We start from the raw sequence: 21,945 nt of genomic DNA on the forward strand, positions 1-21,945 counted from the left end.
TACACCGGCTTTCGGCAGATACATAAATGTTTTACAATTGGCTGCACAGTCGTGTATGTTCGAGTCCTTCCGACATCACCTGTTCCCGATCACGCATCCATTGGGGGAGTTGCAGCCATGGCCGGCCTTTCATCACCGCACGGTTCTACGTCGCAGAACGATGCGTCCCGAAGTGATGCCACCTTCGCCCTTCCCGCTCCCACCCATGCCAGGGTCGTACAGCTCACCCTGGCCACCTTCGTTGTCGCCCTCCTGGCCGGTGCGGCCATTGTTGCCGTCATCGAACAGAACCGCTTTCAGCAGAGGCAGAAACATGCCGGCGAGATCGCCGTCCGTTCTGCCTATACCCTCCATGACCATCTGAGCCGTTCCCTGTCCGCCACCTATGCCCTGGCCGCCCTGGTCCGCCAGGGTAACGGCACGATTGAAAACTTCGAGGAGCTGGGCACCGAAATGCTCGGCCAGTACGGCGGAATCAACAGCCTGCAATTGGCCCCCGGCGGTGTGCTGCGGCAGATTGTCCCGCTGGCGGGCAATGAAAAGGCAATCGGCCTCGATCTGTTGAATAGTCCGAAGGTGAAAAAAGAGGCACTGATGGCCGTGACCTCACGCAGCCTGAGCCTGGCCGGTCCTTTTGAACTGATCCAGGGGGGGCAGGCCGTGGTGGGACGACTGCCGGTGTTCCTGGGCGATTCGAAGGGAAAGGACCGCTTCTGGGGCCTGACCGCGGTCGTGATACGCATTCCGGACTTCATCAAGGCCAGCCATCTGCAGCAGTCGATCGATGTGGGATACGATTTCGAGCTGTCACGCGTCAATCCCACGACCGCTGCACGAGAGATCTTTGCACGCTCTTCTTTGCGGGAACTGAACAGGCCGGTCCAGCATGCCATCCAGGTGCCCAACGGCGTCTGGACCCTCAGCATGGCCCCCAGAAACGGCTGGTTTTCGCCGGCTGCCATTGCCGGGGAAAGCGCTCTGGTGTTGCTGGTGAGCACGCTGCTGGCCCTGATGATGCGCATGCTCTACCGCCAGCCGCTGGTGCTGCAGGGCATGGTGGAACAACGCACCCGGGAGCTTTCCGAGAGCAACCTGAGGCTCACGGCGGAAGTATCGGAGCGCGAACGGGTCCAGCAGGCCCTGAGCGGCAGTGAGGAACGCTACCGCACCCTGGTGGACAATATCCCGCTGGGCATCTCCCTGATCGACAGGGACTACCGCATTGTGATGGTCAATCACACTCTGGCGGAATGGCTCGGACACCGGCCGGAATGGTTTTCGGGACGGCACTGCTACGAAGAATTCGAGAAGCGGGAGAAAATCTGCGAACATTGCCCTGGCATGGTTTCCATGGCCACCGGAGGGGTGAGCGCCATCGATACCGAAGGTTTCAGGGGGGACGGCAGCCGGATGGTGGTGCGCCTGCGTACGGTGCCGCTCATAAGCGCTGACGGCGATCAGAAGGGGTTCATCGAGGTGGTGGAGGACATCACCGAGCACAAGCGGGCCGAAGAAGAACGCTCCCGGCTGGAGATGCAGATCCTGCACGCCCAGAAGCTGGAGAGCCTGGGGGTGCTGGCAGGGGGGATCGCCCACGATTTCAACAATATCCTGCTGGCCATCATGGGGCATGCCGAACTGGCTCTCATGCGCAGCTCCCCGGCTGCGCCGGCCCGCGAACACATGGAGCGCATCCTGCAGGCCGGCGAAAGGGCTTCTGACCTGGCGCGGCAGATGCTGGCCTATTCGGGCAAGGGAAAGTTCGTCATCACCAGGATCCATCTGGGGGAGCTGGTGAAGGAGATGACCCACATGCTCGAGGTGTCCATCTCCAAAAAGGCGGTGCTGCGCCTGAACCTGACCGCCGACCTGCCGCCGGTGGAGGTGGATGCGACCCAGATCCGCCAGGTGCTGATGAACCTGGTGATCAACGCCTCGGAAGCCATCGGTGACAAAAGCGGCGTGATTGCCATTACCAGCGGCGCCATGCAGTGCGACCGCCGGTATCTCTCGGAGGTCTGGCTGGACGAGCGGCTTCCCGAGGGGCTGTATGTCTATCTGGAGGTGGCCGACACCGGTTGCGGCATGGACCGGGAAACCCAGGCCAAAATCTTCGATCCCTTCTTTACCACCAAGTTCACCGGCAGAGGATTGGGCATGGCGGCGGTCCTGGGAATCATGCGCGGCCACCACGGAGCCATCAAGGTCTATAGCGAGCCGGGCCGCGGTTCTACCTTCAAGATCCTGCTACCTGCCGCAGGAGGGAGCGCCGAAGCCCTGTACTGCATCAGCGCCGAAGAGGAGTTGTGGCAGGGAAGCGGTACCGTGCTGCTGGTTGATGACGAGGATACGGTCAGGGCCCTGGGGGGTGAAATGCTGGCAGCCCTGGGCTACAAGGCGCTGGTGGCCGCCGATGGGCGCGAAGCCCTGGAAGTGTTCCGGGAGTGCCAGGAACGCATCGATGCCGTGATCCTGGATCTGACCATGCCGCACATGGACGGCGAGGAGACCTTCCGCGAGCTGCGCCGGAACACCCCGGACATCAAGGTGATCATGTCCAGCGGCTACAATGAGCAGGAGGTCAGCGAGCGTTTCATCGGCAAAGGCATGACCGGTTTCATTCAGAAGCCCTACAAGATGTCCGAGTTGAGCAGCGTTCTCCGCAGCGCCCTGGCCCCTGCCGATCCCTTGTAACATCCCGGCCGTCGTGGCGCCGTCCGTCGTGGCGGCCGGGTGATCGCTGCCGGGCGGGAATGGTCGGCAGCCGGTGCCGGCCATCTGCCGGTTACGGATAGACCCTCACCAGAGATTCTGCCACGCAGGCCGGCTTATCCTCCCCCTCGATCTCCACTGTTAGCAGATAGCCGAACTGCACCCCTTCTCCGGCCCGCTCGATCTGCCTGAGCAGCGTACGGGCACGAATGCGCGCGCCTGCCCGCACGGGCGCCGGAAAGCGCAGCCGGTCGAGGCCATAGTTGATTCGCAGGCGCATGCCGGGATAGGTGCGCTCGAAGAAGCCTGGGGCATTGCTTTCGGTCAGAAACGGCAAGAGCGACAGGGTGAGGTAACCGTGGGCGATGGTGGTGGCGTAGGGGGATTCCAGCCGGGCACGCTGCGGATCGGTGTGGATCCACTGGTGATCGCCCGTGGCCTCGGCAAACCGGTCGATGCGCTGCTGGTCGATCTGCAGCCAGGGACCGCAGTGGATTTCGCTGCCGATTAAAGGCCGGTAGAGTGCTATCAGGTGGTCCGTTGGCGACATGATCTATCCTTTCTCGGGGGCAATCGCCCTATGTTCTGTCAGGCGCACGGTGTTGGCCGCAGCCCTCGGCATGGAACCGCCTGATGAAACTAACGGCTGTACCGCGGACCGCCACAGCTTATCCCTACGCTCAAGCAGGGCGGGGCGGCGGTTCCGGAAGCAAAAAAACATTGCCAAGCGATTCCGTGCTATGATATCGCAGATTCCTCGATCGACCACAAGGAGATGTAGTATGACGTTGCACACCAATCTGAAATCACTCGGTTCCGGGACAACCAGCTATCGTTACGATCAGCCCGACGCGGCGCTCCTGGAGGCGTTTCCCAGCCCCTTCGCACAGCCCGGACAGAATCCGGCCGGAGCGGTCGGCACGCTGCATATCGAATGTCCCGAGTTCACCTGTCTCTGTCCGATGACCGGCCAGCCCGACTTCGCCAGGATCGTTATCGATTACCAGCCCGATCAACTCTGCGTGGAGAGCAAGAGCCTCAAGCTCTACCTGGGCTCCTTCCGCATGCACGGCGAGTTCCACGAGGCCAGCGTCAACCGCATCTGCAACGACCTGGTGGCGCTGCTCGCTCCGGTCTGGCTGACCGTGCGGGGCGAATTCACTCCTCGCGGCGGCATCCCCTTCTGGCCCATGGCCGAGTACCGCAAAAAGTCCTGAATCCTCTGAAACCTGCCACAGAGACACTGAGGCACAGAGAAAACCGAAAACATTTCTAAAGAGAGATGGGTAAGTTTTGTCTCAGTGTCTCCGTGGCAAATTAAAAATTCTCTCTCGTTAAAGGAGTTCGCATGTTCACCACATCGGATTTTAAAAAGGGGCTGGTCATACAGCAGGAAAATGCCCCCTGCCTGATTCTGGACGTCACGGTCCAGTCTCCCACCGCCCGCGGCGCCAATACCATGGTCAAGACGAAGTACCGCAACCTGATCACCGGCCAGGTACTGGAAAAGACCTTCCGCTCCGGCGACAAGGTCGACGAGGCCGACTTCGAGCGCCATAAGGGGCAGTTCCTGTATGCGGACGGCGGCCGCGGCGTTTTCATGGATCTGGAAACCTACGAGCAGTTCGAGATGGAGGAGGGGGAGTTTGAAGCGCTGTCCCCTTACCTGCTGGAGGGGACCGAGGTGGTGCTCGGCATTTTCGAAGGGCGCATGGTCAACGTCGAGCTGCCGATGACGGTGGAACTGACTGTTGCCGAGACCGCTCCGGCCCTCAAAAACGCCACTGCCACGGCCGAAACCAAAGAGGCTATTCTGGAAACCGGCCTGAAGGTCAAGGTTCCCCCGTATCTCGAATCAGGCGAAAAGGTCAAGATCGACACCCGCGACGGCCGCTTCATTTCCCGCGCTTGACCTGATTTTCCGCTGCTTTGACCGGGTCCGGCCTGTCGGCTGGACCCGGTTCTGCCCCTTCTCCCCGTTTCACCTTCAGGGCTCCCTTTTTTTCCGGTTTCTTGCCGCTTCCCCGTTCTTCTGTATACTTCCTAAGGACATCCGGCCTTGCCTGCCACATCCCCCGTAGAGACTGCTGCAGAATAAGTTCCGGCGCAGTTGAACCGATCCGGCTCCAACTGCTCATCCGGGAACAAGGCATATGGGCCTGGTGCTCCCCGCCTGCTTCAATCGTTTTCCCCTGAAACCTGCATGCACATATCCGCGTCCGGCTGAAAGGTGAGCCAATGGTGAAGAGTTTTGAGTGCGTCCTGCTACTGATGGTATTGATGGGGTGTTATCAGCTCTACTGTTTTTCCGTCACACGCAAGGGGTTTGACAGGCAAAGACGCTGCCTGGTGCTGGGAGTGCTCTATCTCACGCTCGGCAGCGTGGGGCTGGTCTGCGGTTTTCCCCTGGCAATCGGAGCCTGCGTCCTGTTGATGATGGGGCTGCGGCTGGCCTCCTACGGACTGGACCGGATGGACAAGCAGATCTACATCGACCGCTACGCCGGGGATGATCCCTCGTCTGCAAATGATGTGCAGTAGTGGTCCGGAAGCTGGGTTCCAGGGAAACCGGTCCGCCCCGGGTGCCGCCTGGCGGGGAAGCGAACGATTCCTGCTCCGGTCTTCCAGGGGTTCCCCGTCCCATGCAGGGGGCTGCGGCACCTGTTTCTGACTGGCGTTTCGGGGGGAATTGCGCTAACCTAATCGGTCCTAGTACGTCCGTCATGTCTGAAGTACCCTGGCCGAGGTCTCATTGATGAAATCGCATGCCGATTACAGCAGGTATTTTGCTCTCAAGCAGAGAGCGTACCTGATCAATATATCGGAAGAGCGGGATCGGGAGCATTTCGAATCCCTCAGCGGCGTCATTATTGACCGCAGCGGCAACACCATCGTGCTGCAGATTCCGTATCCCACGGAACAGGAACTGCCTGGCCACGACGGCATCCCCCGGATTACCTATAAACTTACCAGCGAATCGATGGGTGGCGGGATACAGATGATGGCCGATCTTGTCAAAGTAACGGCCGGCAATGTATTCCATCTCCAGTTGCGCGGCAACATGGAGATGTACCAACGCCGCCAGACTCCGCGTGTCGATACCACGGTAAATCTGTTCCAGATTCGCAGAGACGCTTCGCTGGCGGTGTATCGCAAGGAGTTCCGGCGTATCACGGCCTATCTCGGCACACAGGGGATGCCACCCGGCGTCAAGCTTCAGAGAACCGGGATAAACCTGAGTGCCGGCGGTGTACGTCTCAATCACGATCCAAAGGAAGCACTGTCCCCCCTCGGACTGTTTTTGCTCGACCTGAACGATGGCCGGCAGCCGGTGTGCGTTGTGGCGGAGGTGGTCTGGAATCGCCTGGAAGAGAATGTGCGGAAGTGCGGTTACCGCTTCGTGCAGATCCTCAAAGCCGATCAGGAGCGCCTCAGAAATCATGTCCAGGCCGTACAGAAACAACAGGGAATGGATGTTTCCCCCCTTCGGACGAACTGGGAGCTGCTGGACAGAATGACCTTCGAAGATCCCCGCAAGTAAGGTTTTTCGCGGAAGCCCCGCTGCGGCGCCAGCGCTGCCTGTAACATACTCGTGACCTGCCGCCAAAGTTTCCTTGACAAGGCGGGCCCGATTCTTTAGTATTATTCATTCAGACGGGCCTATAGCTCAGTTGGCTAGAGCCACCGGCTCATAACCGGTTGGTCCCAGGTTCGAGTCCTGGTGGGCCCACCACTTCATATCGAGGAAGACGCGCCGGATGCCGGCAATATTACAAGCGGGACGAATCCCCTCACCAATCTCACAAGAGTGCACACCAACCGGTTGCACTCTTTTTATTTGGCCGAATGAAAATCGCAAGACTCTCTGACATAGCTGGAATTATTGGTAAAATTGCTCCGCCTGGCCTGTCTGAATCGTGGGATAATTCAGGACTGCAGGTAGGCGATGCCGGCATGGAGGTCTCGCGCATCATGGTTGCGCTGGATGCCACTCAGGCCGTTGTCGACGACGCCCTCTCCGCCGGTTGTCAGTTGCTCGTCACCCACCACCCCCTGCTTTTTAAACCTCAGAAGGTCATCTCCACCGCCACCACCCAGGGACGATTGGTCCACACCGCCATCAGGGGGGGGCTGGCCATCTTCAGCATGCACACCAATTACGACATAGACGACGGGGGCCTGAACGACGTGCTGGCGGAACGGCTCGGCCTGCCGGTCCGCTCCGTGCTCCAGGCAACTGCCGGGCAGGAACTGGTCAAGCTGGTGGTGTTCGTGCCCGAGGGGCATCTCGACCAACTGCGCACGGCACTCTTTCCGTATGCCCAGCAGCTGGGCGCCTATCGCGACTGCTCCTTTGCGGCTGCGGGTGAGGGAACCTTTACGCCGCTGAGTGGCGCCACACCGTTCATCGGCGCTGTCGGAGAACAGGAGCGGGTGGCGGAGAGCCGCCTGGAAGTACTGATCGACCGGACAGCCATGCCGCGCGCCGTCAAGGCGCTTTTGTCGGCGCACCCTTACGAAGAGCCGGCCTTTGATGTCTATCCTCTCCTCAACGAGGGGCGCAGGCTTGGTCTGGGGCGGATAGGCGTGCTGCCCGAATCGACCACCCTGTCCGCTTTTGCCGCCCGCGTTGCGCAGAAGCTGGGAGCACCGGCCCTGCGGTATGTGGGCTCTCCCGAGGCAGTGGTGAGCAAGGTTGCCCTGTGCAGCGGCAGCGGCGCCTCCGTGATGCAGGCTGCGGTGAGGGGCGGTGCGGATGTCCTGGTAACCGGGGATGTCAAATATCATGAAGCCCGCGACGCAGAGGCTCAGGGGATCGCCCTGATCGATGCCGGCCATTTTGCCACCGAGATCATCATGGTGGATGCCGTAGCCGATCGGCTGGCCCGGATGCTCTCCGAAGCGGGCTATATGGGGTGCGAAATCGTACCGTGCCGCTGCGAAACTGATCCGTTCAGGTATTGCTGAATCTGCGGCACAGTCGGTGCCGGAGAGCCTGAAAGAGAGCGGTCGCAATGCCGCCACGTACGCACTGTTTCAACACGCTTCCCGCGGAAGCGTTCCATGCCACGGAGGCGATGACAATGGGGCAGGAAGAACTGCGGATTCAGGAATAACCGGACACGACGTCGTGTTTCAAACCATAGGTATCGGAGGAAGCAGATTTGAAAAAGAGACTTGAGATGCTGGAGCAACTGCAGGAGATCGATGTTCGGATCGACATCCTGAAAAACACTCAGAGCGGACTGTACGGCGAGATGAACGCCATCGAACAGGGGCTTGGCGATGCCCGCGCGGCCCTGTCGGACCTGCAGTCGCGGGTCGCCGCACTGGAGCAGGAGAAAGCGGAGCTTGACACCAGTCTGGCAACGGAACAGGAAAACATCCGCCGTTCCGAGACCAACATGAAAGAGATCAAGACCAACAAGGAATTTCAGGCGGTCGGGCGGGAAATCACCGCTGCCCGCAAGCTGACGACCGAGCTGGAGGAGCAGATCCTGCAGAAGCTGGCGCTGGTCGAAGAGTTGAAAGGGGAGATCGGTGTCAAGGCCGACAACCTGTCCGAGCTGGAACAGAATTCGACCCAGCGCCGGGAAGAAAAGCAGGCCGAGATCGACGCCCTTCAGCATGATCTCGATGCCGATACCGAGCGCCGCCAGGCCATCGCCGGAGAACTGCCCGCCAGTCTCGTCAAGCGTTATGACAGCCTGCGCGAGCAGCGCCGGGGACAGGCCGTGGCCGTGGCTCGCGACGGCTACTGCCTGGGCTGCAACATGAACCTGCCCCCTCAGCTGTACAACAGCCTGTTCCGCGGTGACGAGATGATCAGCTGCCCGCACTGCCAGCGGGTGCTGATTTTGAAGCAGCAACCGCAGCAGTAAAAAACAGGTTGAGGTTAAAATTGAGGTTGGGCACCCCCTGGACCTCAACCTTAATCTTAACCTGTGAGCGCAGCGAGCACGGTTTGGTTGAAGTAGTCCAGATGGTCGCCTCCGTCAGGAGGAGGAAAGTCCGGGCTCCACAGGGCATGATGCTGGATAACGTCCAGCGGGGGTGACCCCAGGGAAAGTGCCACAGAGAGAAGTCCGCCTGCCCAGGCAGGTAAGGGTGAAAGGGTGAGGTAAGAGCTCACCGGGTCCGTCGGTGACGGCGGATGCCAGGTAAACCCCATCAGGAGCAAGACCTAATAGGGAGGCGTCAAGGGTGGCCCGCCCGTGCCTCCGGGTTGGTCGCTCGAGGCTGCCGGTAACGGCAGACCCAGATGAATGGCCATCGTCCGGGAAGGGGTAACCCGACCCGGAAACAGAACCCGGCTTACGGACTGCTTCAGCCAATTATTTTTTTCAGGACGCGATGTGGATGACCAGCAGACATGGCAGCGGGCACTTCGGGCAATCGACGACTGGCACCGGGGCCTGAGCGAAGAGTGCAGAACCCAGTTGGGAGAACTGATAGGCCGGATCATGCTGCTCAAGGAGGAATCGCTCCGGCTCGGGCTTGCTGCAGGAAGTGCGGAAATATGCCGGACCTGCGGCGGCAGTTGCTGCCGGTACGGCAAGTACCACGTAACCATTCTGGACCTGCTGGCATTCAGGCTGAATTCCATCGATCCCATTGCGAATTTCGACAATTTTCCGTTCTGCCCCTATGGCGGGGACGAAGGGTGCCTGATGCCCCCCCGTTTCAGGCCGTTGACCTGCGTGATCTTCAATTGCGATCCGATCGAAGAGCGCATGGGGGACGACGCCTGCCGGTCGGCCGCTACCCTTGAAGGGGAATTGAGAGAACAGATCGCCCGGGCTGAGCGTTTGACCGGCCGCCGCCTGGGGAGGCCGGTCCTGCTGGATTACGGGGCCGCCGAAACCGCCGGTCAAATCGTAGAATCTGAAATCCCTCTTGATAAAGGATGCATCAATGGCAACCATTAATGATGTCGTACTGGTTCACGTGGATAACAAGCCGGGCTTCTACGCCCGCATCGAAGATATCAGCCCGGATGTCAGGCAGGGCTGGTGGCAGGTGCGTCTGCTGGTCTTTACCTTTCCGCTGCAGGTGTTTACCTGGACCCTTGACGAGTTTCAGCTGGAAGGGGCGGACTTCACCATGGGGGGGACTCCGATCAGGATGGAGCCGGTGGTCGCACCGGTTGACAACGTGCGGGAGCAGCTTGAAGAGCAGGAACAGGTGACCCCGGAGCAGGTTGAACCCAAAAGGCAGGCGGGTGGTGGAGCGAAGGTGGTTTCGCTCGCCGACCGGCGCAAAAAATAGATCAGTGTCCTGGCTGGAAGATGCCAACCTCCCCCGGAAACGGGGGAGGTTTTTTTGTGGGAAAAAACCCTCGTAGATACAGAACTTTTTATCTTGACACACACCTTGACCGCCGCTATATTTTCCCGCAAAGTGGAAAAAAGTGGATGTTTGTGGTATAAAGTGCCAAGAGAGAGCCATGTTCCGAGGGATTTTCGAGACAACCATCGACGCAAAGGGGCGCACCAGCCTGCCGGCCAAGTTCCGCGACGTGCTGGTGGAGAGCTTCGGCGACGAGCGTTTTTTCATCACCAACGCCATTCCGGTGAAGGTGGGCGAAGGGGCGGCCTGTTCCGGTCTCGTGATCTACCCGTATAGCGAATGGCTGGCTTTGGAAGACAAGATCAGGGCCGGAGCCGGACTGGGATTCACCTCGGCCCAACTGGAGGCGGTCAAGCGCTGGAGTGTGGCCCCCGCCGAGGAACGTTCGGCGGACAAGCTGGGCCGCTTCCTGGTTCCGCCGCATCTGCGCAAGAGCGCAGCCCTTGATCGGGACATTGTATTTGTCGGTTCTCTTGGCAAACTAGAAATATGGAGCCTGGCGGAGTGGGATAAAGTATTTGCCCAGTCTGCCAAGGATTTCCCGGTGGATACCCAGGCGCTGGCGGAGTTGGGGCTCTAGTGGAGTTCCGGCACCTGTCAGTAATGCCGGAGGAGGTGCTCCGATTCCTGGAGCCCCGGCCGGGCGGCATCTACCTGGACGGAACGCTGGGTGGTGCCGGCCACGCCGCCATGATCGCGGAACAGTGCGTTCAGGGTGGCGGCATGCTGATCGGCATCGATCGCGACCGGGAGGCGCTGGAGGCTGCTGGACGGCGTCTGGCGGGATTTGGCAGCGGTATCCGGCTGGTCCATGGAGATTTCGCCCGTCTGGCCGACCACCTGGCCGGGCTCGGCATCTCCGGGCTGGACGGTTTTGTGCTCGACCTGGGGGTGTCATCGCATCAACTGGACAGCGGCCAGCGCGGATTCAGCTTTCAGCAGGACGCACCGTTGGACATGCGCATGGATGCCAGCCAGGGCGAAACCGCGGCCGATCTGGTCAATTCGCTGCCGGAGCGGGAGCTGGAGCGGATCATCAGTGAATACGGCGAAGAACGGTGGGCCAAACGAATTGCCGCCTTCATCGTAAAGGCCCGTGCCGAATCGCCGATCAGGAGCACCCTGCACCTGGTCGACATCGTAAAGGGCGCCGTGCCGAAGGCCAAGTGGGACGAGCGTATCCACCCGGCCACCCGCACCTTTCAGGGGCTGCGGATCGCCGTCAATCATGAGCTCGACAGTCTGGAGCAGGGCCTGCGTGCCGCACTCGATCATCTCAAGCCGGGGGGGCGGGGGGTGGTGATCTCCTTCCACTCACTGGAGGACCGGATCGTCAAGCATATCTTCAGGGAGTTTGCCACCGGCTGCATCTGTCCGCGTCACCTGCCGGTGTGCGTCTGCGGTCATCAGCCCAAGGTGCGCATCCTTACCGGCCGGCCGGTGCTTGCCACCGACCGGGAGGTGCAGCACAATCCGCGCGCGCGCAGCGCCAAGCTGCGGGTGGTTGAACGCCTGCAGAGCTGAGGGCGGTTGAAATGAATTGACGCCGTGAGCCGCAGGCATCATGGCGAAGCAGTACCGGGCAGGGTATTTTTCAGGAGGAAAAAACAGCATGGCACACGCCAGGACCGATTACGGCAAGGTCGCCGCTCCACGGCACATCACCGGAGTGGAGTTTTTGTCCCACCGCATGGACATCTTCAGGTTCCTGATGATCTGCATGATTCTCTTCACGATCGTTTCGGTGTTTCATGTCTGGTCGCGTTTCAAGCTGATCGACCTGAACCTGCAGATTGCAGAGTCGAGCAGGCAGCTCAAGGAGAGCCAGCAGGAACAGAAGCGCCTCAAGCTTGAGGCTGCTTCCCTGAGAACTCCGGGACGCATCGAGACCATTGCCAAGGGAGAGCTGGGCATGGCACTGCCGAGCGAGCAGCAGGTCGTTTTCGTAAAATGAAGGAAGACCGGGAAAAATGGGCCCGCACCCGGATAATCATTATCGGGACGTGCTTTGGCCTGTTGTTCCTGGCAGTGACGGTCCAGGCCTTCAGGTTGCAGATCCTGCAACACGAGGAGATGGTCAAGAAAGCGGACCGGCAGCACCAACGCGTTGTCCCGCTGACACCGGCGCGCGGCACCATCATGGACCGCAACGGCAACAATCTGGCAGTATCGGTCGAGATGGATTCCTGCTACGCCGAGCCCCGCAATATTCAAGATCTTGAAGGCACGGCAGCCGTATTGGCCCCTTTCCTGGGTACCACCCAGCAGGAGCTTCTCAGGAAGCTGAACGGGAACAGGAATTTTGTTTGGCTGGAACGCAGGTTGACCCCGGAGCAGGCTGTCCGGATCAAGAACCTCAAGTTGCGGGGCATCGGCTTCGCTCCCGAAACAAAACGTTTCTATCCCAATCTGGAAGTGGCAGCGCATGTGATCGGGTTCACCGGTCTTGACCCGGTCGGCCTGGAAGGGGTGGAGCGCAAGTACGATTCCGTCATTCTCGGCAATACCGGCTATATTGTAACCGAGCGCGACGCCCTGGGACGCAATATTGCCCTGAAAAATGTGCTGGTCAAGAATTCGTCGCCCGGCAAAAACCTGATCCTGACGCTGGACATGACCATCCAGCACATTGCCGAGAAAGAGCTGGCCAAGGCGGTTACCACCAGCCAGGGCAAGAACGGCATGGCGCTGGTGATGGAATCCGATACCGGCAGAATTCTGGCGATGGCCAATTACCCGGCATTCAACCCCAATGCCTTTTCGCATTATCCGCAGGCCTTTCTGCGCAACCGGATCGTGGCCGACAGCTTCGAGCCGGGATCGACCTTCAAGATATTTCTGCTGGCAGCAGCCATGGAAGAACGGCTCATCAAGCCAGGGGATGTACTTAACTGCGAGAACGGCAGTTATCGCGTCGCTGATCGTACCATCCATGACACCCACAGCTATGCGCGTCTGACGGTGGCGGAGATCCTCAAGTATTCGAGCAATATCGGGGCAGCCAAGATCGGATTCAAGCTGGGGGACGAACGGCTCTTCCAATACCTGCGGAACTTCGGTTTCGGCGAGCGTTCCGGCATCGATCTGCCGGGAGAATCGCCGGGCAACCTGCGCGACAAGCGCCGCTGGTACGGTGTCGACCTTGCCACCATCTCCTTTGGGCAGGGGGTGTCAGCCTCGGCTATCCAGCTCGCAGCGGCGGTATCGGCAGTGGCGAACGGCGGCAATCTGATGAAACCCTACGTGGTCGAGCGTATCCTGGACGACAGCGGCCAGGAGGTTCGAAAAATCGAGCCACAGATCGTGCGCCGGGTGATCTCTCCCGAAACGGCTGCGCAGGTGACCAAAATGATGGAGGGGGTCACCATCGATGGTGGAACCGGGCTCAACGCTGCTGTTGAAGGCTTTCGCGTGGCCGGCAAGACCGGTACGGCCCAGAAGGTCGATCCCGTGACCCGCGGCTATTCGGCTACCAAGCGTACTGCTTCGTTTATAGGGTTCATCCCGGCCGACAAGCCCAAGCTGACCATCCTGGTGGTGGTGGATGAGCCGAAGACCAGCCCCTATGGCGGTGTCGTGGCTGCCCCGGCCTTTCACGAAATAGCTCTGAACTCGCTGGCCTATCTGAAGATCGTACCGCCCGGAGCGGCAGACAAGCCCAGGGTAATGGAGGCCAAGGCAGCACAACAAAAGACCGCACCCCCCCCGCCGCAGGATGCAATGATCGAAGGGGGTGCCATGGAAGAGCCGGGCGCCGGTGCGGTGGTCATGCCTGATTTCCGGGGTATGAGCATGCGCACGGTGCTGCAGGTGATGGAAAAACGAAAGATAAACATCAGGCTGATGGGCAGCGGCCGGGCAACGGAGCAAAACCCGATGCCGGGGCAGACCATCAGGGGTGGCGACGAGGTCTGGATTAAATTCACCCCCTCAGCGTAATGATCACAACCTGCCTGCCGTCGGCGGGTTGTGCCATTTTTGCGAATTGCAACAGGCGGAATTGTTGCCTGAAACGAACAAAGCGATCGCCTGCTGACTCCCTTCTTTGGCGATTGAGACGTAACATCGCATCCCCCGATTGTGGGATAATGAAATCGAAGCTGTTACACCACTACTTTACATCAAGGGCGGTAGATCGTATGACTCTCTCTCAACTGCTCAGCCCGCTTGCCGATTGCGAACTCCACGGACAAGGCGTTCCGGAGATCAGCGGCGTTACCTGCGATTCCCGCGGCGTGGCTCCGGGATCGCTCTTCTTTGCACTGCGGGGAACCAGCTTCGACGGCCATAATTATGTCGCTGCGGCTGTGGAGGCGGGTGCCGCGGCAGTGGTGCTGGAGGATCCCTCCTTTGCACCGGCAACGATTCCGTGGGTGCGGGTGCCGGACGGACGCGCGGCCATGGCCGCCATATCGGCCGAGTTCTACGGCAATCCGACTGCCGGGCTGCCGCTGGTCGGCATCACCGGGACCAACGGCAAGACCACGACCACCTATCTTCTGGAAGGTATTCTGACGGCCGCGGGCCTCCCTCCTGCCGTGCTGGGAACCATCAGCTACCGTTTCGGGGATACCAGCATCGAAGCATCCCACACCACGCCGGAATCGACCGAGCTGCAGGCCGCTTTCAGAACGCTGGACAATGCCGGCGCTCGGGCCTTTGTGATGGAGGTCTCCTCCCATGCGCTTGAACAGAAGCGGGTGGATGGTTGCCACTTCGACGTGGGGGTCTTCACCAACCTGACCCGCGACCATCTGGACTACCACAAGACCATGGAGAGCTACCTGGACTCCAAGCTGCGCCTGTTCAGGGAACTGCTCCGTACGGCGCCGGTCAAGCCGCAGCGCCGGGCAGCGGTCAATATGGACGACGAATATGGTGCCCGGGTGGCAGCGGCTGCCGTCTGTCCGGTCATCACCTATGGTGTCGACTTCGCAGGGGATGTACGGGCAGCCAATGTCACCTCCTCCGTCAGCGGCATCAGCGGAACGCTGGTCACTCCCGCAGGGGAAATTCCCTTTGAGTCACGTTTGCTGGGCAAGTTCAATCTTTCCAATATTCTGGCGGCTGCAGCTGCCGGTATCGCACTTGACCTGCCGCTGGAAGCGATCAAAACCGGCATCGAGCAGCATGCCACGGTTCCGGGGCGGATGGAGCGGGTCGACAACAGTCACGGCGTCACACTGCTGGTGGATTATGCCCATACCGGGGATGCCCTGGAAAATGTGCTGTCAACCCTGCAGGAGTTGAAAACCGGACGCATCATCACCGTTTTCGGCTGCGGCGGCGACCGCGATCCGGGCAAGCGCCCGATCATGGGCAGCATTGCAGCCCGGATGAGCGACATTGCCATCGTCACCTCCGACAACCCCCGCACCGAGGATCCCTTCGCCATTCTGGATCAGGTCAGGGCCGGCATCGTTCCGTTGAGATTGTGCGAGTTCAGCCCCGATCAGATCGATGCCGGCGGCGTGGAAAAGGGCTTCACCATGCTGGAAAACCGGCGCGAGGCGATCCGGCTGGCAGTGCGCCTGGCCCGCCCGGGGGACATCGTGCTCCTGGCAGGCAAGGGGCATGAGGACTACCAGATCATCGGCCGCACCAAGCACCATTTCGACGATCGCGAAGAGGCGCGGCAGGCCTTTGCGGAGCTGCTACCCTGATGTTCACCGTTGCCGAAATAGCCGCCGCCACCGGAGGCGTCATTCATGGCAACCGAGAGCGGGAGGTGGCGGCCGTGTCCACCGACTCGCGCAGTGTTCAGCCGGGGGCCCTGTTCGTTCCGCTCAAAGGGGAGCGTTTCGACGGGCATGATTTTCTCCCGGAGGTGTTCGGCCGCGGTGTAACCGTGACGCTGGCCGAGAGCGGCCATTCGCTCGCCCGTTCAGGTGAGGAGGGCCGGACCATCATCGCGGTTCCCGACACGCTGAAGGCCCTGGGAGACCTGGCTGCCGCGTTCCGGCGCCGCTTCGCGCTCACCGTGATCGGCGTGACCGGCAGCAACGGCAAGACCACCACCAAAGAGATGCTGGCTGCAATTCTCGAGCAGACCGGGTCCGGACTCAAGACCCAAGGCAACCTCAACAACCTGATCGGCCTGCCGCAGATGCTGTTCCGGCTGGAAACGGGGCATCGCTGGGCAGTGCTGGAGATGGGCATGAGTGAGCCGGGGGAGATCGATCGCCTGGCCGAGATCGCCGGACCGCAGATCGGCATCGTGCTGAATGCCTTTCCCGCCCATCTGGAGAGCATGGGGAGCGTGGAGAACGTGGCCCGCGCCAAGGGTGAGCTGCTGCTGCGATTGCCGCACGACGGCTGCGCCGTGGTCAATGGCGACGATCCGCTCATTGCAGTACAGCCGTCGCCCGCCGGAGTGCGGCGTCTGGTTTTCGGTTCAGGCAGCCAGGTGCATGCCACGGAAATCGAGCCCCTGGGCATCGTGGGCCAGCGTTTCCTGCTCCATATCGAACAGGCGGTTTATCCGGTTGTGCTGCATGCCTTTGGCGGCCACGCCGTCAGCAATGCGCTGGCCGCGGCTGCCGCCTCGCTGGCCGCCGGAGTTTCGCCGGAACTGATCGTGAGCGGCCTGGAGCGGTTCCGGCCGTATGACAAGCGCTTCCGTTTGGAAGAGGTGGGAGGGCTGGTCCTGATCGACGACAGTTACAACGCCAATCCCGCATCGACCGAGGCGGCGCTGAACACCCTGGCCGGACTGAAAGGCAGTCGCCGGGCCTTCGTAGCCCTGGGGGACATGCTGGAGCTGGGGGGTGACGAGGCGGAACTCCATCGCCAGGCGGGCATCCAGGCCGCACGTGTGGCGGACCGGCTCTATCTGCTGGGAGATTTGACGCGGCATAGTGCCGAAGGGGCGTCCTCCGCAGGCATGCCGGCCGCAGATATCGTCCGTGCCGCAAATCATGAGGAGATCATCGCTGATATCCGTCTGCGCGCCGCAGAGGGAGACTTCATACTGGTCAAGGGCTCGCGCGGCATGCGGATGGAGCGGGTGGCCGAAGGAATCCGGGACATCAACCGGTAGGGGCGGTACGAGTATCGTCCCAACATGAATCGGGGAAAAACATGCTTTACCATATTTTCTATCCGCTGGCTTCCAACGTAAAGCTCTTCAACATATTCAAGTACCTGACCTTCCGCACCATCTACGCGATGATCACGGCGCTGGTGGTCTGCTTCGTACTGGGGCCCTGGATCATTCGCAAGCTGGAAAGCCTGCAGGCCCGCCAGGTGATCCGTACCGACGGTCCCGAATCGCACCTGCAGAAGCAGGGTACCCCGACCATGGGGGGGGTGATGATCCTGGCGGCGATCGTGATTCCGACCCTGCTGTGGGCAGACCTCAAGAATCTGTATGTCTGGCTGGCGCTGCTCATCACCGTCGGCTACGGCCTGATCGGGTTCGTCGACGACTACAAAAAGGTGGTGGAGAAAAACCCCAAGGGGCTCTCGCCGCGTCAGAAGATGTTCTGGCAGGTGCTCCTGGCCGGATCGGTGGCGATATACCTGTACGTCAAGCCGGGATTCAGCGAGCAGCTTTTCTTCCCGTTCTTCAAGAATTTCCATCCCGATCTATGGATCTGGTTCATTCCGTTTGCGACCCTGGTAATCGTGGGGGCCAGCAATGCCGTTAACCTGACCGATGGTCTGGACGGTCTGGCAATCGGCCCGGTGGCGATCAATGCCGCCACCTACATGCTGTTCTCGTACATCGCCGGCCACGCCACCCTGTCAGCCTATCTGCAGGTGCCACGCGTACCGGGGGCCGGTGAACTGGCGGTGCTGTGCGGCGCCATGGTGGGGGCCGGTCTCGGGTTCCTGTGGTACAACTCCTACCCGGCCGAGGTCTTCATGGGAGATGTGGGCTCGCTCTCCCTGGGGGGGGCGCTGGGGGCGATCGCGGTCCTGACCAAGCAGGAGATCCTGCTGGTGATCGTGGGGGGGGTATTCGTAGTCGAAGCGCTGTCGGTCATCTTCCAGGTCGGCTCCTACAAGTACCGCGGCAAGCGCATATTCCGCATGGCGCCGATCCATCACCACTTCGAGCTGAAGGGGGTGGCCGAGCCCAAGATCATCGTGCGTTTCTGGATCATCACCATCATCCTGGCCCTGGTGGCGATTTCGACACTGAAGATGCGTTAAAAATCCGCCACGGGGGCGCAGAGACACAGGTTTTCATATGGAACTGAAAGATAAGAACATACTGGTGGTCGGCCTGGCAAAAACCGGCGTGGCCTGTGCGCGTTTCCTGGCGAAAAAGGGAGCCCGGGTGACCGTGACCGATATGCGCGATGAAACGGCGCTGACGGGCCAACTGGCCGAGCTGGCGGCGTATAAGGTCCGTATGGTGCTGGGGCGCCACGACCAGGCCGACTTTACCTCCAGCGACCTAATCGTGGTTTCGCCCGGCGTTCCGCAGGATCACCCGCTGCTGGCTGCAGCCACAGCCGCAGGGGTCGAGATCGTCAGCGAGATCGAGCTGGCCGGACGTTTCATCGATGTTCCGCTGGCGGCCATCACCGGCACCAACGGCAAGACCACCACCACCACCCTGCTGGGGGCGATCTTCAAGCACAACGGTTATCACACCTTTGTGGGGGGTAACATCGGCAATCCGCTGATCGAGCTGGTGGAATCCCGTCAGATGGTGGACCAGGTCGTGGCCGAAATCAGCTCCTTCCAACTGGAGTGGATCAGAACCTTCCGGCCTGCCGTGGCGGCGCTGCTCAACCTGAGCGAAGACCATCTGGACCGTTATCCCAGCTACCAGGCCTATATCGATGCCAAACTGCGCATCTTCGAGAACCAGACCGCCGAAGACTTTGCCGTGGTCAACCGCGACGACCCGCTGGTCTGGCAACATGCCCAGCACCTCAAGGCGCGGCTGTTCCCCTTCAGCCGTACCCAGGAGCTGGAGGAGGGCATCTTCTACCGCGACGGCGTGATAACCTACCGTCACGATGGACATGAGGAGTGCTTTCCCATCGCCGCTATCCGGCTGCAGGGGGTCCATAACCGGGAAAACATCATGGCGGCCCTGGCATGTGCGCTGCTTCTGGGCTGCCGCGCTGACGAGGCTTTCGAGACCGTGCTCTGCTTCGAATCACTGCATCACCGCATGGAGTTCGTGCGGGAAGTCAACGGAGTCGGCTACTACGAGGACAGCAAGGCCACCAATGTCGGCAGCGTGCAGAAGGCGCTGGAGAGCTTCGATAACATCACCCTGATTGCCGGCGGCAAGGACAAAGGGGGCTCCTATGCACCCCTGGCAGCCCTGGTGCAGGAACGGGTGCGCCACCTGGTGCTGATCGGCGAGGCTACCGACCGGATGCAGGCCGAACTGGGTCACCTTACCGATACGCTCAGGGCCGCCACTCTGGAGGATGCGGTCGCGCTGGCAGCACGGGTCACGCAAGCGGGGGGCACGGTGCTGATGTCTCCTGCCTGTTCCAGTTTCGATATGTTCAAAGATTACGAGGAGCGCGCCCAGCGCTTCATTGCAGCGGTGAACGCGCTGTAAAAGACCATGAATTGTTGCTCGGGATGCCATGAAACTGATGCTCAAAAAACTGGAGGAGTATGATCTGATCATCATGCTGATGGCGATCGCCCTGACCTGTTTCGGGGTGGTAATGGTCTACTCCGCCTCGAACATCATGGCAGACAAGCGCTTCCACGACGGCTTCTTTTTTCTGAAACGCCAGGGACTGTTTGCTCTGGTCGGGTTCACCATCATGCTGATCGTGATGCGGGTCGATTACCATCTCTGGAAGAAACTGGCCGTGCCGGCGCTGTTGATTTGCCTGGTGCTGCTGGGGATGGTGCTGATACCGGGCATCGGCGGCAAGGCCGGGGGCTCGTCGCGCTGGATCAAGCTGCCCGGTTTCAACCTGCAGCCATCCGAGATGGCCAAGCTTGCCCTGATCATGTATATGGCCTATTCCCTGGACAAGAAACAGGACAAGGTCAAATCGCTGACCTCGGGGTTTATCCCCTACATGATCGTGCTGATGTTCCTGATCGTCTTCCTGGTGCTGCAGCCCGACCTGGGTGGGGCGCTGACCCTGGCGGCGGTAGCGGTTACCATGCTGTTCGCTGCCGGTACCCGTTTGACCTATATCCTCTCCATGTTCCTGCTGGCATTGCCGCTTCTGGCCATCAAGCTCAGTCGCGGTTACCACAAGGGACGCATCGACGCCTACCTTGATCCCTGGAGCGACCCGGCCGGCAAGGGCTTCCAGATCATCCAGTCCTGGCTGGCCCTCGGCACCGGTGGCGTATTCGGACAGGGGCTGGGTGAGGGGAAGCAGAAGCTGTTCTACCTGCCCGAAGCGCACACCGATTTCATCCTCTCGGTGGTGGGCGAGGAGCTGGGATTCCTGGGAGTTGCGGTGATCATCGGCATGTTCTTTCTGCTGGTACAGCGTTCCATGCGGATTGCCGTGGCTGCGCCGGATACCTTCGGTCGCTTTCTGGCCTTGGGCATCGCCGTGTTGTTCGGCATCGAGGCCACGGTCAACATGGGGGTCGTGACCGGCCTGCTCCCCACCAAGGGGTTGGCGCTGCCGTTCATCAGTTACGGCGGCAGTTCCCTGCTGATCAGCCTGTTTGCGGTCGGCATCCTGCTCAACATTTCCTCGGGGCTGAAGATCTCCCCCATCGGCATCAAGGATGTGAAATGACAATGGCACCTATTCTCAAAGGTGGATTGATATGAGGCTAATCATTGCCGGCGGCGGCACGGGAGGACATCTGTTTCCCGGCATTGCCGTGGCCGAGGAATTTCTGTCCCGCGATCCCGCCAACCAGGTGCTGTTCGTGGGCACCGAGCGCGGCATCGAGGTCCGGGCCGTACCGGCTGCCGGCTATCGGCTGGAGCTGATCTCGGCCGCCGGCATTCGCGGCAAGGGGAGCCTCAGCAAGCTTAAAGGGACGCTGATGATGCTGTACGGCTACTCCCAGTCGCGTTCGATCCTCAAGGAGTTCCGTCCCGATCTGGTGCTGGGGGTGGGGGGCTATGCCTCGCTGCCAATGGTGCTGGCCAGCCGGGGGATGCAGATCCCGCGTTTCATTCACGAGCAGAATGCGATTCCCGGCATGACCAACAAACTGCTGGCACGGGTGGCTGATCGGGTCTTCATCACCCTGGAGGAATCTGCCCGCTATTTTCCCGAGCGCAACACGATGCTGAGCGGCAATCCGTTGCGGCGCCAGATTTTGGATCAGGCCGGGCAGTTGACCTCGGAACAGACCGGTGGTGACGGGCGATTCCGGCTGCTGGTATTCGGCGGCAGCCAGGGAGCACGCGCCATCAATCAGGCCATGACAGCGGCGCTCCCCTTTCTGGGAGATCGTGCCGACCGGATCGAGATCACGCATCAGACCGGTGAGAAGGAGGCCGGCGAGGTCGGCGAGGCCTACCGCAAAGCGGGATTCGAGGCTTCGGTAACCCCCTTCATCCATGACATGGCCTCGGCCTATCAACGGGCCGACCTGGTAATCTGCCGGGCCGGGGCAACCACCATCGCGGAATTGACCGCCTGCGGTCGCCCCGCGGTTTTCATTCCCTTCCCCCATGCGGTGGACGACCATCAGCGCCGCAACGCCGAGGCCCTGCTCAAAAAGGGGGCCGGCTTCATGTTGCTGGAACAGGAGCTGAGCGGAGAACGGCTGGCCGAGACGATCCGGGAGTTGATGGACGCCCCGGAAACCCTGCAGCATACGGGGCAAGCCGCCTTTGCCTTGGCCCGCCTGGATGCGGCACGGGTGATTGTGGACGAAATGGAGAAATACAGGGAGAAAACAGGTACAGGTAGAGATTGAGGTTTAAAATTTCTCAACCTCAATCTTAACCTCAACCTGTGAGCG

20 protein-coding genes, 1 tRNA gene and 1 other RNA gene are annotated in these 21,945 nt (G+C 60.7%); 21 read left to right on the forward strand and 1 reads right to left on the reverse strand.

What is annotated here, in order from left to right; all coding sequences use genetic code 11:
- Nucleotides 1-117 precede the first annotated feature (117 nt).
- Complete coding sequence (locus GSVR_RS02900) at nucleotides 118-2,694, forward strand: response regulator (RefSeq protein ID WP_173198325.1); 2,577 nt, start codon at nucleotides 118-120, stop codon at nucleotides 2,692-2,694.
- A gap of 91 nt (nucleotides 2,695-2,785) precedes the next feature.
- Here GSVR_RS02900 and GSVR_RS02905 read toward each other — a convergent pair whose 3' ends face one another.
- Nucleotides 2,786-3,262 carry a MaoC family dehydratase gene (locus GSVR_RS02905; RefSeq protein ID WP_173198323.1) on the reverse strand — a complete coding sequence of 159 codons (477 nt, stop codon included), beginning with the start codon at nucleotides 3,260-3,262 and terminating at the stop codon, nucleotides 2,786-2,788.
- Between the two features lie 232 nt (nucleotides 3,263-3,494).
- Between GSVR_RS02905 and queF the strand changes: the two genes are divergently transcribed.
- The 20 genes from queF to murG all read left to right on the forward strand — a co-directional run bounded on the left by queF (nucleotide 3,495) and on the right by murG (nucleotide 21,900).
- On the forward strand, nucleotides 3,495-3,929 hold the full coding sequence (queF, locus tag GSVR_RS02910) for a preQ(1) synthase (RefSeq protein WP_173198321.1): 435 nt from the start codon (nucleotides 3,495-3,497) through the stop codon (nucleotides 3,927-3,929).
- Between the two features lie 131 nt (nucleotides 3,930-4,060).
- Nucleotides 4,061-4,624 (forward strand): elongation factor P, encoded by a 564-nt coding sequence (locus tag GSVR_RS02915; RefSeq protein WP_173198319.1) that lies wholly within the window; start codon nucleotides 4,061-4,063, stop codon nucleotides 4,622-4,624.
- 326 nt (nucleotides 4,625-4,950) lie between these two features.
- Nucleotides 4,951-5,253: a hypothetical protein gene (locus GSVR_RS02920; protein ID WP_173198317.1), complete on the forward strand. Its 303-nt coding sequence runs from the start codon at nucleotides 4,951-4,953 to the stop codon at nucleotides 5,251-5,253.
- Between the two features lie 214 nt (nucleotides 5,254-5,467).
- Nucleotides 5,468-6,253, forward strand: a complete 786-nt coding sequence (locus GSVR_RS02925; RefSeq protein WP_173198314.1) for a PilZ domain-containing protein — start codon at nucleotides 5,468-5,470, stop codon at nucleotides 6,251-6,253.
- Between the two features lie 115 nt (nucleotides 6,254-6,368).
- Nucleotides 6,369-6,445: transfer RNA gene (locus GSVR_RS02930), tRNA-Ile, on the forward strand.
- Nucleotides 6,446-6,558: 113 nt separating this feature from the next.
- The gene (locus tag GSVR_RS02935) at nucleotides 6,559-7,680 is read left to right on the forward strand and encodes a Nif3-like dinuclear metal center hexameric protein (RefSeq protein WP_173198306.1); all 1,122 of its coding nucleotides are present in this window, start codon (nucleotides 6,559-6,561) and stop codon (nucleotides 7,678-7,680) included.
- Between the two features lie 197 nt (nucleotides 7,681-7,877).
- Nucleotides 7,878-8,594 (forward strand): zinc ribbon domain-containing protein, encoded by a 717-nt coding sequence (locus GSVR_RS02940; RefSeq protein ID WP_173198297.1) that lies wholly within the window; start codon nucleotides 7,878-7,880, stop codon nucleotides 8,592-8,594.
- Nucleotides 8,595-8,683: 89 nt separating this feature from the next.
- An RNA gene (gene rnpB, locus GSVR_RS02945) (RNase P RNA component class A) lies at nucleotides 8,684-9,045 on the forward strand.
- Between the two features lie 23 nt (nucleotides 9,046-9,068).
- The gene (locus tag GSVR_RS02950; protein ID WP_173198295.1) at nucleotides 9,069-9,641 is read left to right on the forward strand and encodes a hypothetical protein; all 573 of its coding nucleotides are present in this window, start codon (nucleotides 9,069-9,071) and stop codon (nucleotides 9,639-9,641) included.
- On the forward strand, nucleotides 9,628-9,981 hold the full coding sequence (locus tag GSVR_RS02955; RefSeq protein ID WP_173198293.1) for a hypothetical protein: 354 nt from the start codon (nucleotides 9,628-9,630) through the stop codon (nucleotides 9,979-9,981). The genes GSVR_RS02950 and GSVR_RS02955 overlap by 14 nt, the downstream gene beginning before the upstream one ends.
- Nucleotides 9,982-10,159: 178 nt before the next feature.
- A complete protein-coding gene (gene mraZ / locus GSVR_RS02960) occupies nucleotides 10,160-10,642 on the forward strand; it encodes a division/cell wall cluster transcriptional repressor MraZ (RefSeq protein ID WP_173198291.1) in 483 nt (160 codons plus the stop codon).
- Nucleotides 10,642-11,586 carry a 16S rRNA (cytosine(1402)-N(4))-methyltransferase RsmH gene (gene rsmH / locus GSVR_RS02965; RefSeq protein ID WP_255569658.1) on the forward strand — a complete coding sequence of 315 codons (945 nt, stop codon included), beginning with the start codon at nucleotides 10,642-10,644 and terminating at the stop codon, nucleotides 11,584-11,586. The genes mraZ and rsmH overlap by 1 nt, the downstream gene beginning before the upstream one ends.
- Nucleotides 11,587-11,674: 88 nt before the next feature.
- Nucleotides 11,675-12,016 (forward strand): cell division protein FtsL, encoded by a 342-nt coding sequence (gene ftsL / locus GSVR_RS02970; protein WP_173198289.1) that lies wholly within the window; start codon nucleotides 11,675-11,677, stop codon nucleotides 12,014-12,016.
- Nucleotides 12,013-14,001, forward strand: coding sequence for a penicillin-binding protein (locus GSVR_RS02975; protein WP_173198287.1), 1,989 nt, complete (start codon nucleotides 12,013-12,015; stop codon nucleotides 13,999-14,001). The genes ftsL and GSVR_RS02975 overlap by 4 nt, the downstream gene beginning before the upstream one ends.
- Before the next feature lie 200 nt (nucleotides 14,002-14,201).
- A complete protein-coding gene (locus GSVR_RS02980) occupies nucleotides 14,202-15,725 on the forward strand; it encodes a UDP-N-acetylmuramoyl-L-alanyl-D-glutamate--2,6-diaminopimelate ligase (protein WP_173198285.1) in 1,524 nt (507 codons plus the stop codon).
- The gene (gene murF, locus GSVR_RS02985; RefSeq protein ID WP_173198283.1) at nucleotides 15,725-17,101 is read left to right on the forward strand and encodes a UDP-N-acetylmuramoyl-tripeptide--D-alanyl-D-alanine ligase; all 1,377 of its coding nucleotides are present in this window, start codon (nucleotides 15,725-15,727) and stop codon (nucleotides 17,099-17,101) included. The genes GSVR_RS02980 and murF overlap by 1 nt, the downstream gene beginning before the upstream one ends.
- A gap of 41 nt (nucleotides 17,102-17,142) precedes the next feature.
- Nucleotides 17,143-18,219, forward strand: coding sequence for a phospho-N-acetylmuramoyl-pentapeptide-transferase (gene mraY, locus GSVR_RS02990; RefSeq protein ID WP_173198281.1), 1,077 nt, complete (start codon nucleotides 17,143-17,145; stop codon nucleotides 18,217-18,219).
- 37 nt (nucleotides 18,220-18,256) lie between these two features.
- Nucleotides 18,257-19,597, forward strand: a complete 1,341-nt coding sequence (gene murD / locus GSVR_RS02995; protein ID WP_173198279.1) for a UDP-N-acetylmuramoyl-L-alanine--D-glutamate ligase — start codon at nucleotides 18,257-18,259, stop codon at nucleotides 19,595-19,597.
- Nucleotides 19,598-19,625: 28 nt separating this feature from the next.
- A complete protein-coding gene (ftsW, locus tag GSVR_RS03000) occupies nucleotides 19,626-20,759 on the forward strand; it encodes a putative lipid II flippase FtsW (protein ID WP_173198277.1) in 1,134 nt (377 codons plus the stop codon).
- Between the two features lie 31 nt (nucleotides 20,760-20,790).
- The gene (murG, locus tag GSVR_RS03005) at nucleotides 20,791-21,900 is read left to right on the forward strand and encodes an undecaprenyldiphospho-muramoylpentapeptide beta-N-acetylglucosaminyltransferase (RefSeq protein WP_173198275.1); all 1,110 of its coding nucleotides are present in this window, start codon (nucleotides 20,791-20,793) and stop codon (nucleotides 21,898-21,900) included.
- Nucleotides 21,901-21,945 lie beyond the last annotated feature (45 nt).

The organism is Geobacter sp. SVR (assembly GCF_016865365.1).
In the GTDB taxonomy this organism is placed as follows: Bacteria; Desulfobacterota; Desulfuromonadia; order Geobacterales; family Pseudopelobacteraceae; genus Pelotalea.

Excerpts from the sequence above, each read along its gene's own strand:
- GSVR_RS02900 (WP_173198325.1), top strand. The coding sequence starts at position 118 with ATGGCCGGCCTTTCATCACCGCACGGTTCTACGTCGCAGAACGATGCG.
- GSVR_RS02905 (WP_173198323.1), bottom strand. The coding sequence starts at position 3,262 with ATGTCGCCAACGGACCACCTGATAGCACTCTACCGGCCTTTAATCGGC.
- queF (WP_173198321.1), top strand. The coding sequence starts at position 3,495 with ATGACGTTGCACACCAATCTGAAATCACTCGGTTCCGGGACAACCAGC.
- GSVR_RS02915 (WP_173198319.1), top strand. The coding sequence starts at position 4,061 with ATGTTCACCACATCGGATTTTAAAAAGGGGCTGGTCATACAGCAGGAA.
- GSVR_RS02920 (WP_173198317.1), top strand. The coding sequence starts at position 4,951 with ATGGTGAAGAGTTTTGAGTGCGTCCTGCTACTGATGGTATTGATGGGG.
- GSVR_RS02925 (WP_173198314.1), top strand. The coding sequence starts at position 5,468 with ATGAAATCGCATGCCGATTACAGCAGGTATTTTGCTCTCAAGCAGAGA.
- GSVR_RS02935 (WP_173198306.1), top strand. The coding sequence starts at position 6,559 with ATGAAAATCGCAAGACTCTCTGACATAGCTGGAATTATTGGTAAAATT.
- GSVR_RS02955 (WP_173198293.1), top strand. The coding sequence starts at position 9,628 with ATGGCAACCATTAATGATGTCGTACTGGTTCACGTGGATAACAAGCCG.
- mraZ (WP_173198291.1), top strand. The coding sequence starts at position 10,160 with ATGTTCCGAGGGATTTTCGAGACAACCATCGACGCAAAGGGGCGCACC.
- ftsL (WP_173198289.1), top strand. The coding sequence starts at position 11,675 with ATGGCACACGCCAGGACCGATTACGGCAAGGTCGCCGCTCCACGGCAC.
- GSVR_RS02975 (WP_173198287.1), top strand. The coding sequence starts at position 12,013 with ATGAAGGAAGACCGGGAAAAATGGGCCCGCACCCGGATAATCATTATC.
- GSVR_RS02980 (WP_173198285.1), top strand. The coding sequence starts at position 14,202 with ATGACTCTCTCTCAACTGCTCAGCCCGCTTGCCGATTGCGAACTCCAC.
- murF (WP_173198283.1), top strand. The coding sequence starts at position 15,725 with ATGTTCACCGTTGCCGAAATAGCCGCCGCCACCGGAGGCGTCATTCAT.
- mraY (WP_173198281.1), top strand. The coding sequence starts at position 17,143 with ATGCTTTACCATATTTTCTATCCGCTGGCTTCCAACGTAAAGCTCTTC.
- murD (WP_173198279.1), top strand. The coding sequence starts at position 18,257 with ATGGAACTGAAAGATAAGAACATACTGGTGGTCGGCCTGGCAAAAACC.
- ftsW (WP_173198277.1), top strand. The coding sequence starts at position 19,626 with ATGAAACTGATGCTCAAAAAACTGGAGGAGTATGATCTGATCATCATG.
- murG (WP_173198275.1), top strand. The coding sequence starts at position 20,791 with ATGAGGCTAATCATTGCCGGCGGCGGCACGGGAGGACATCTGTTTCCC.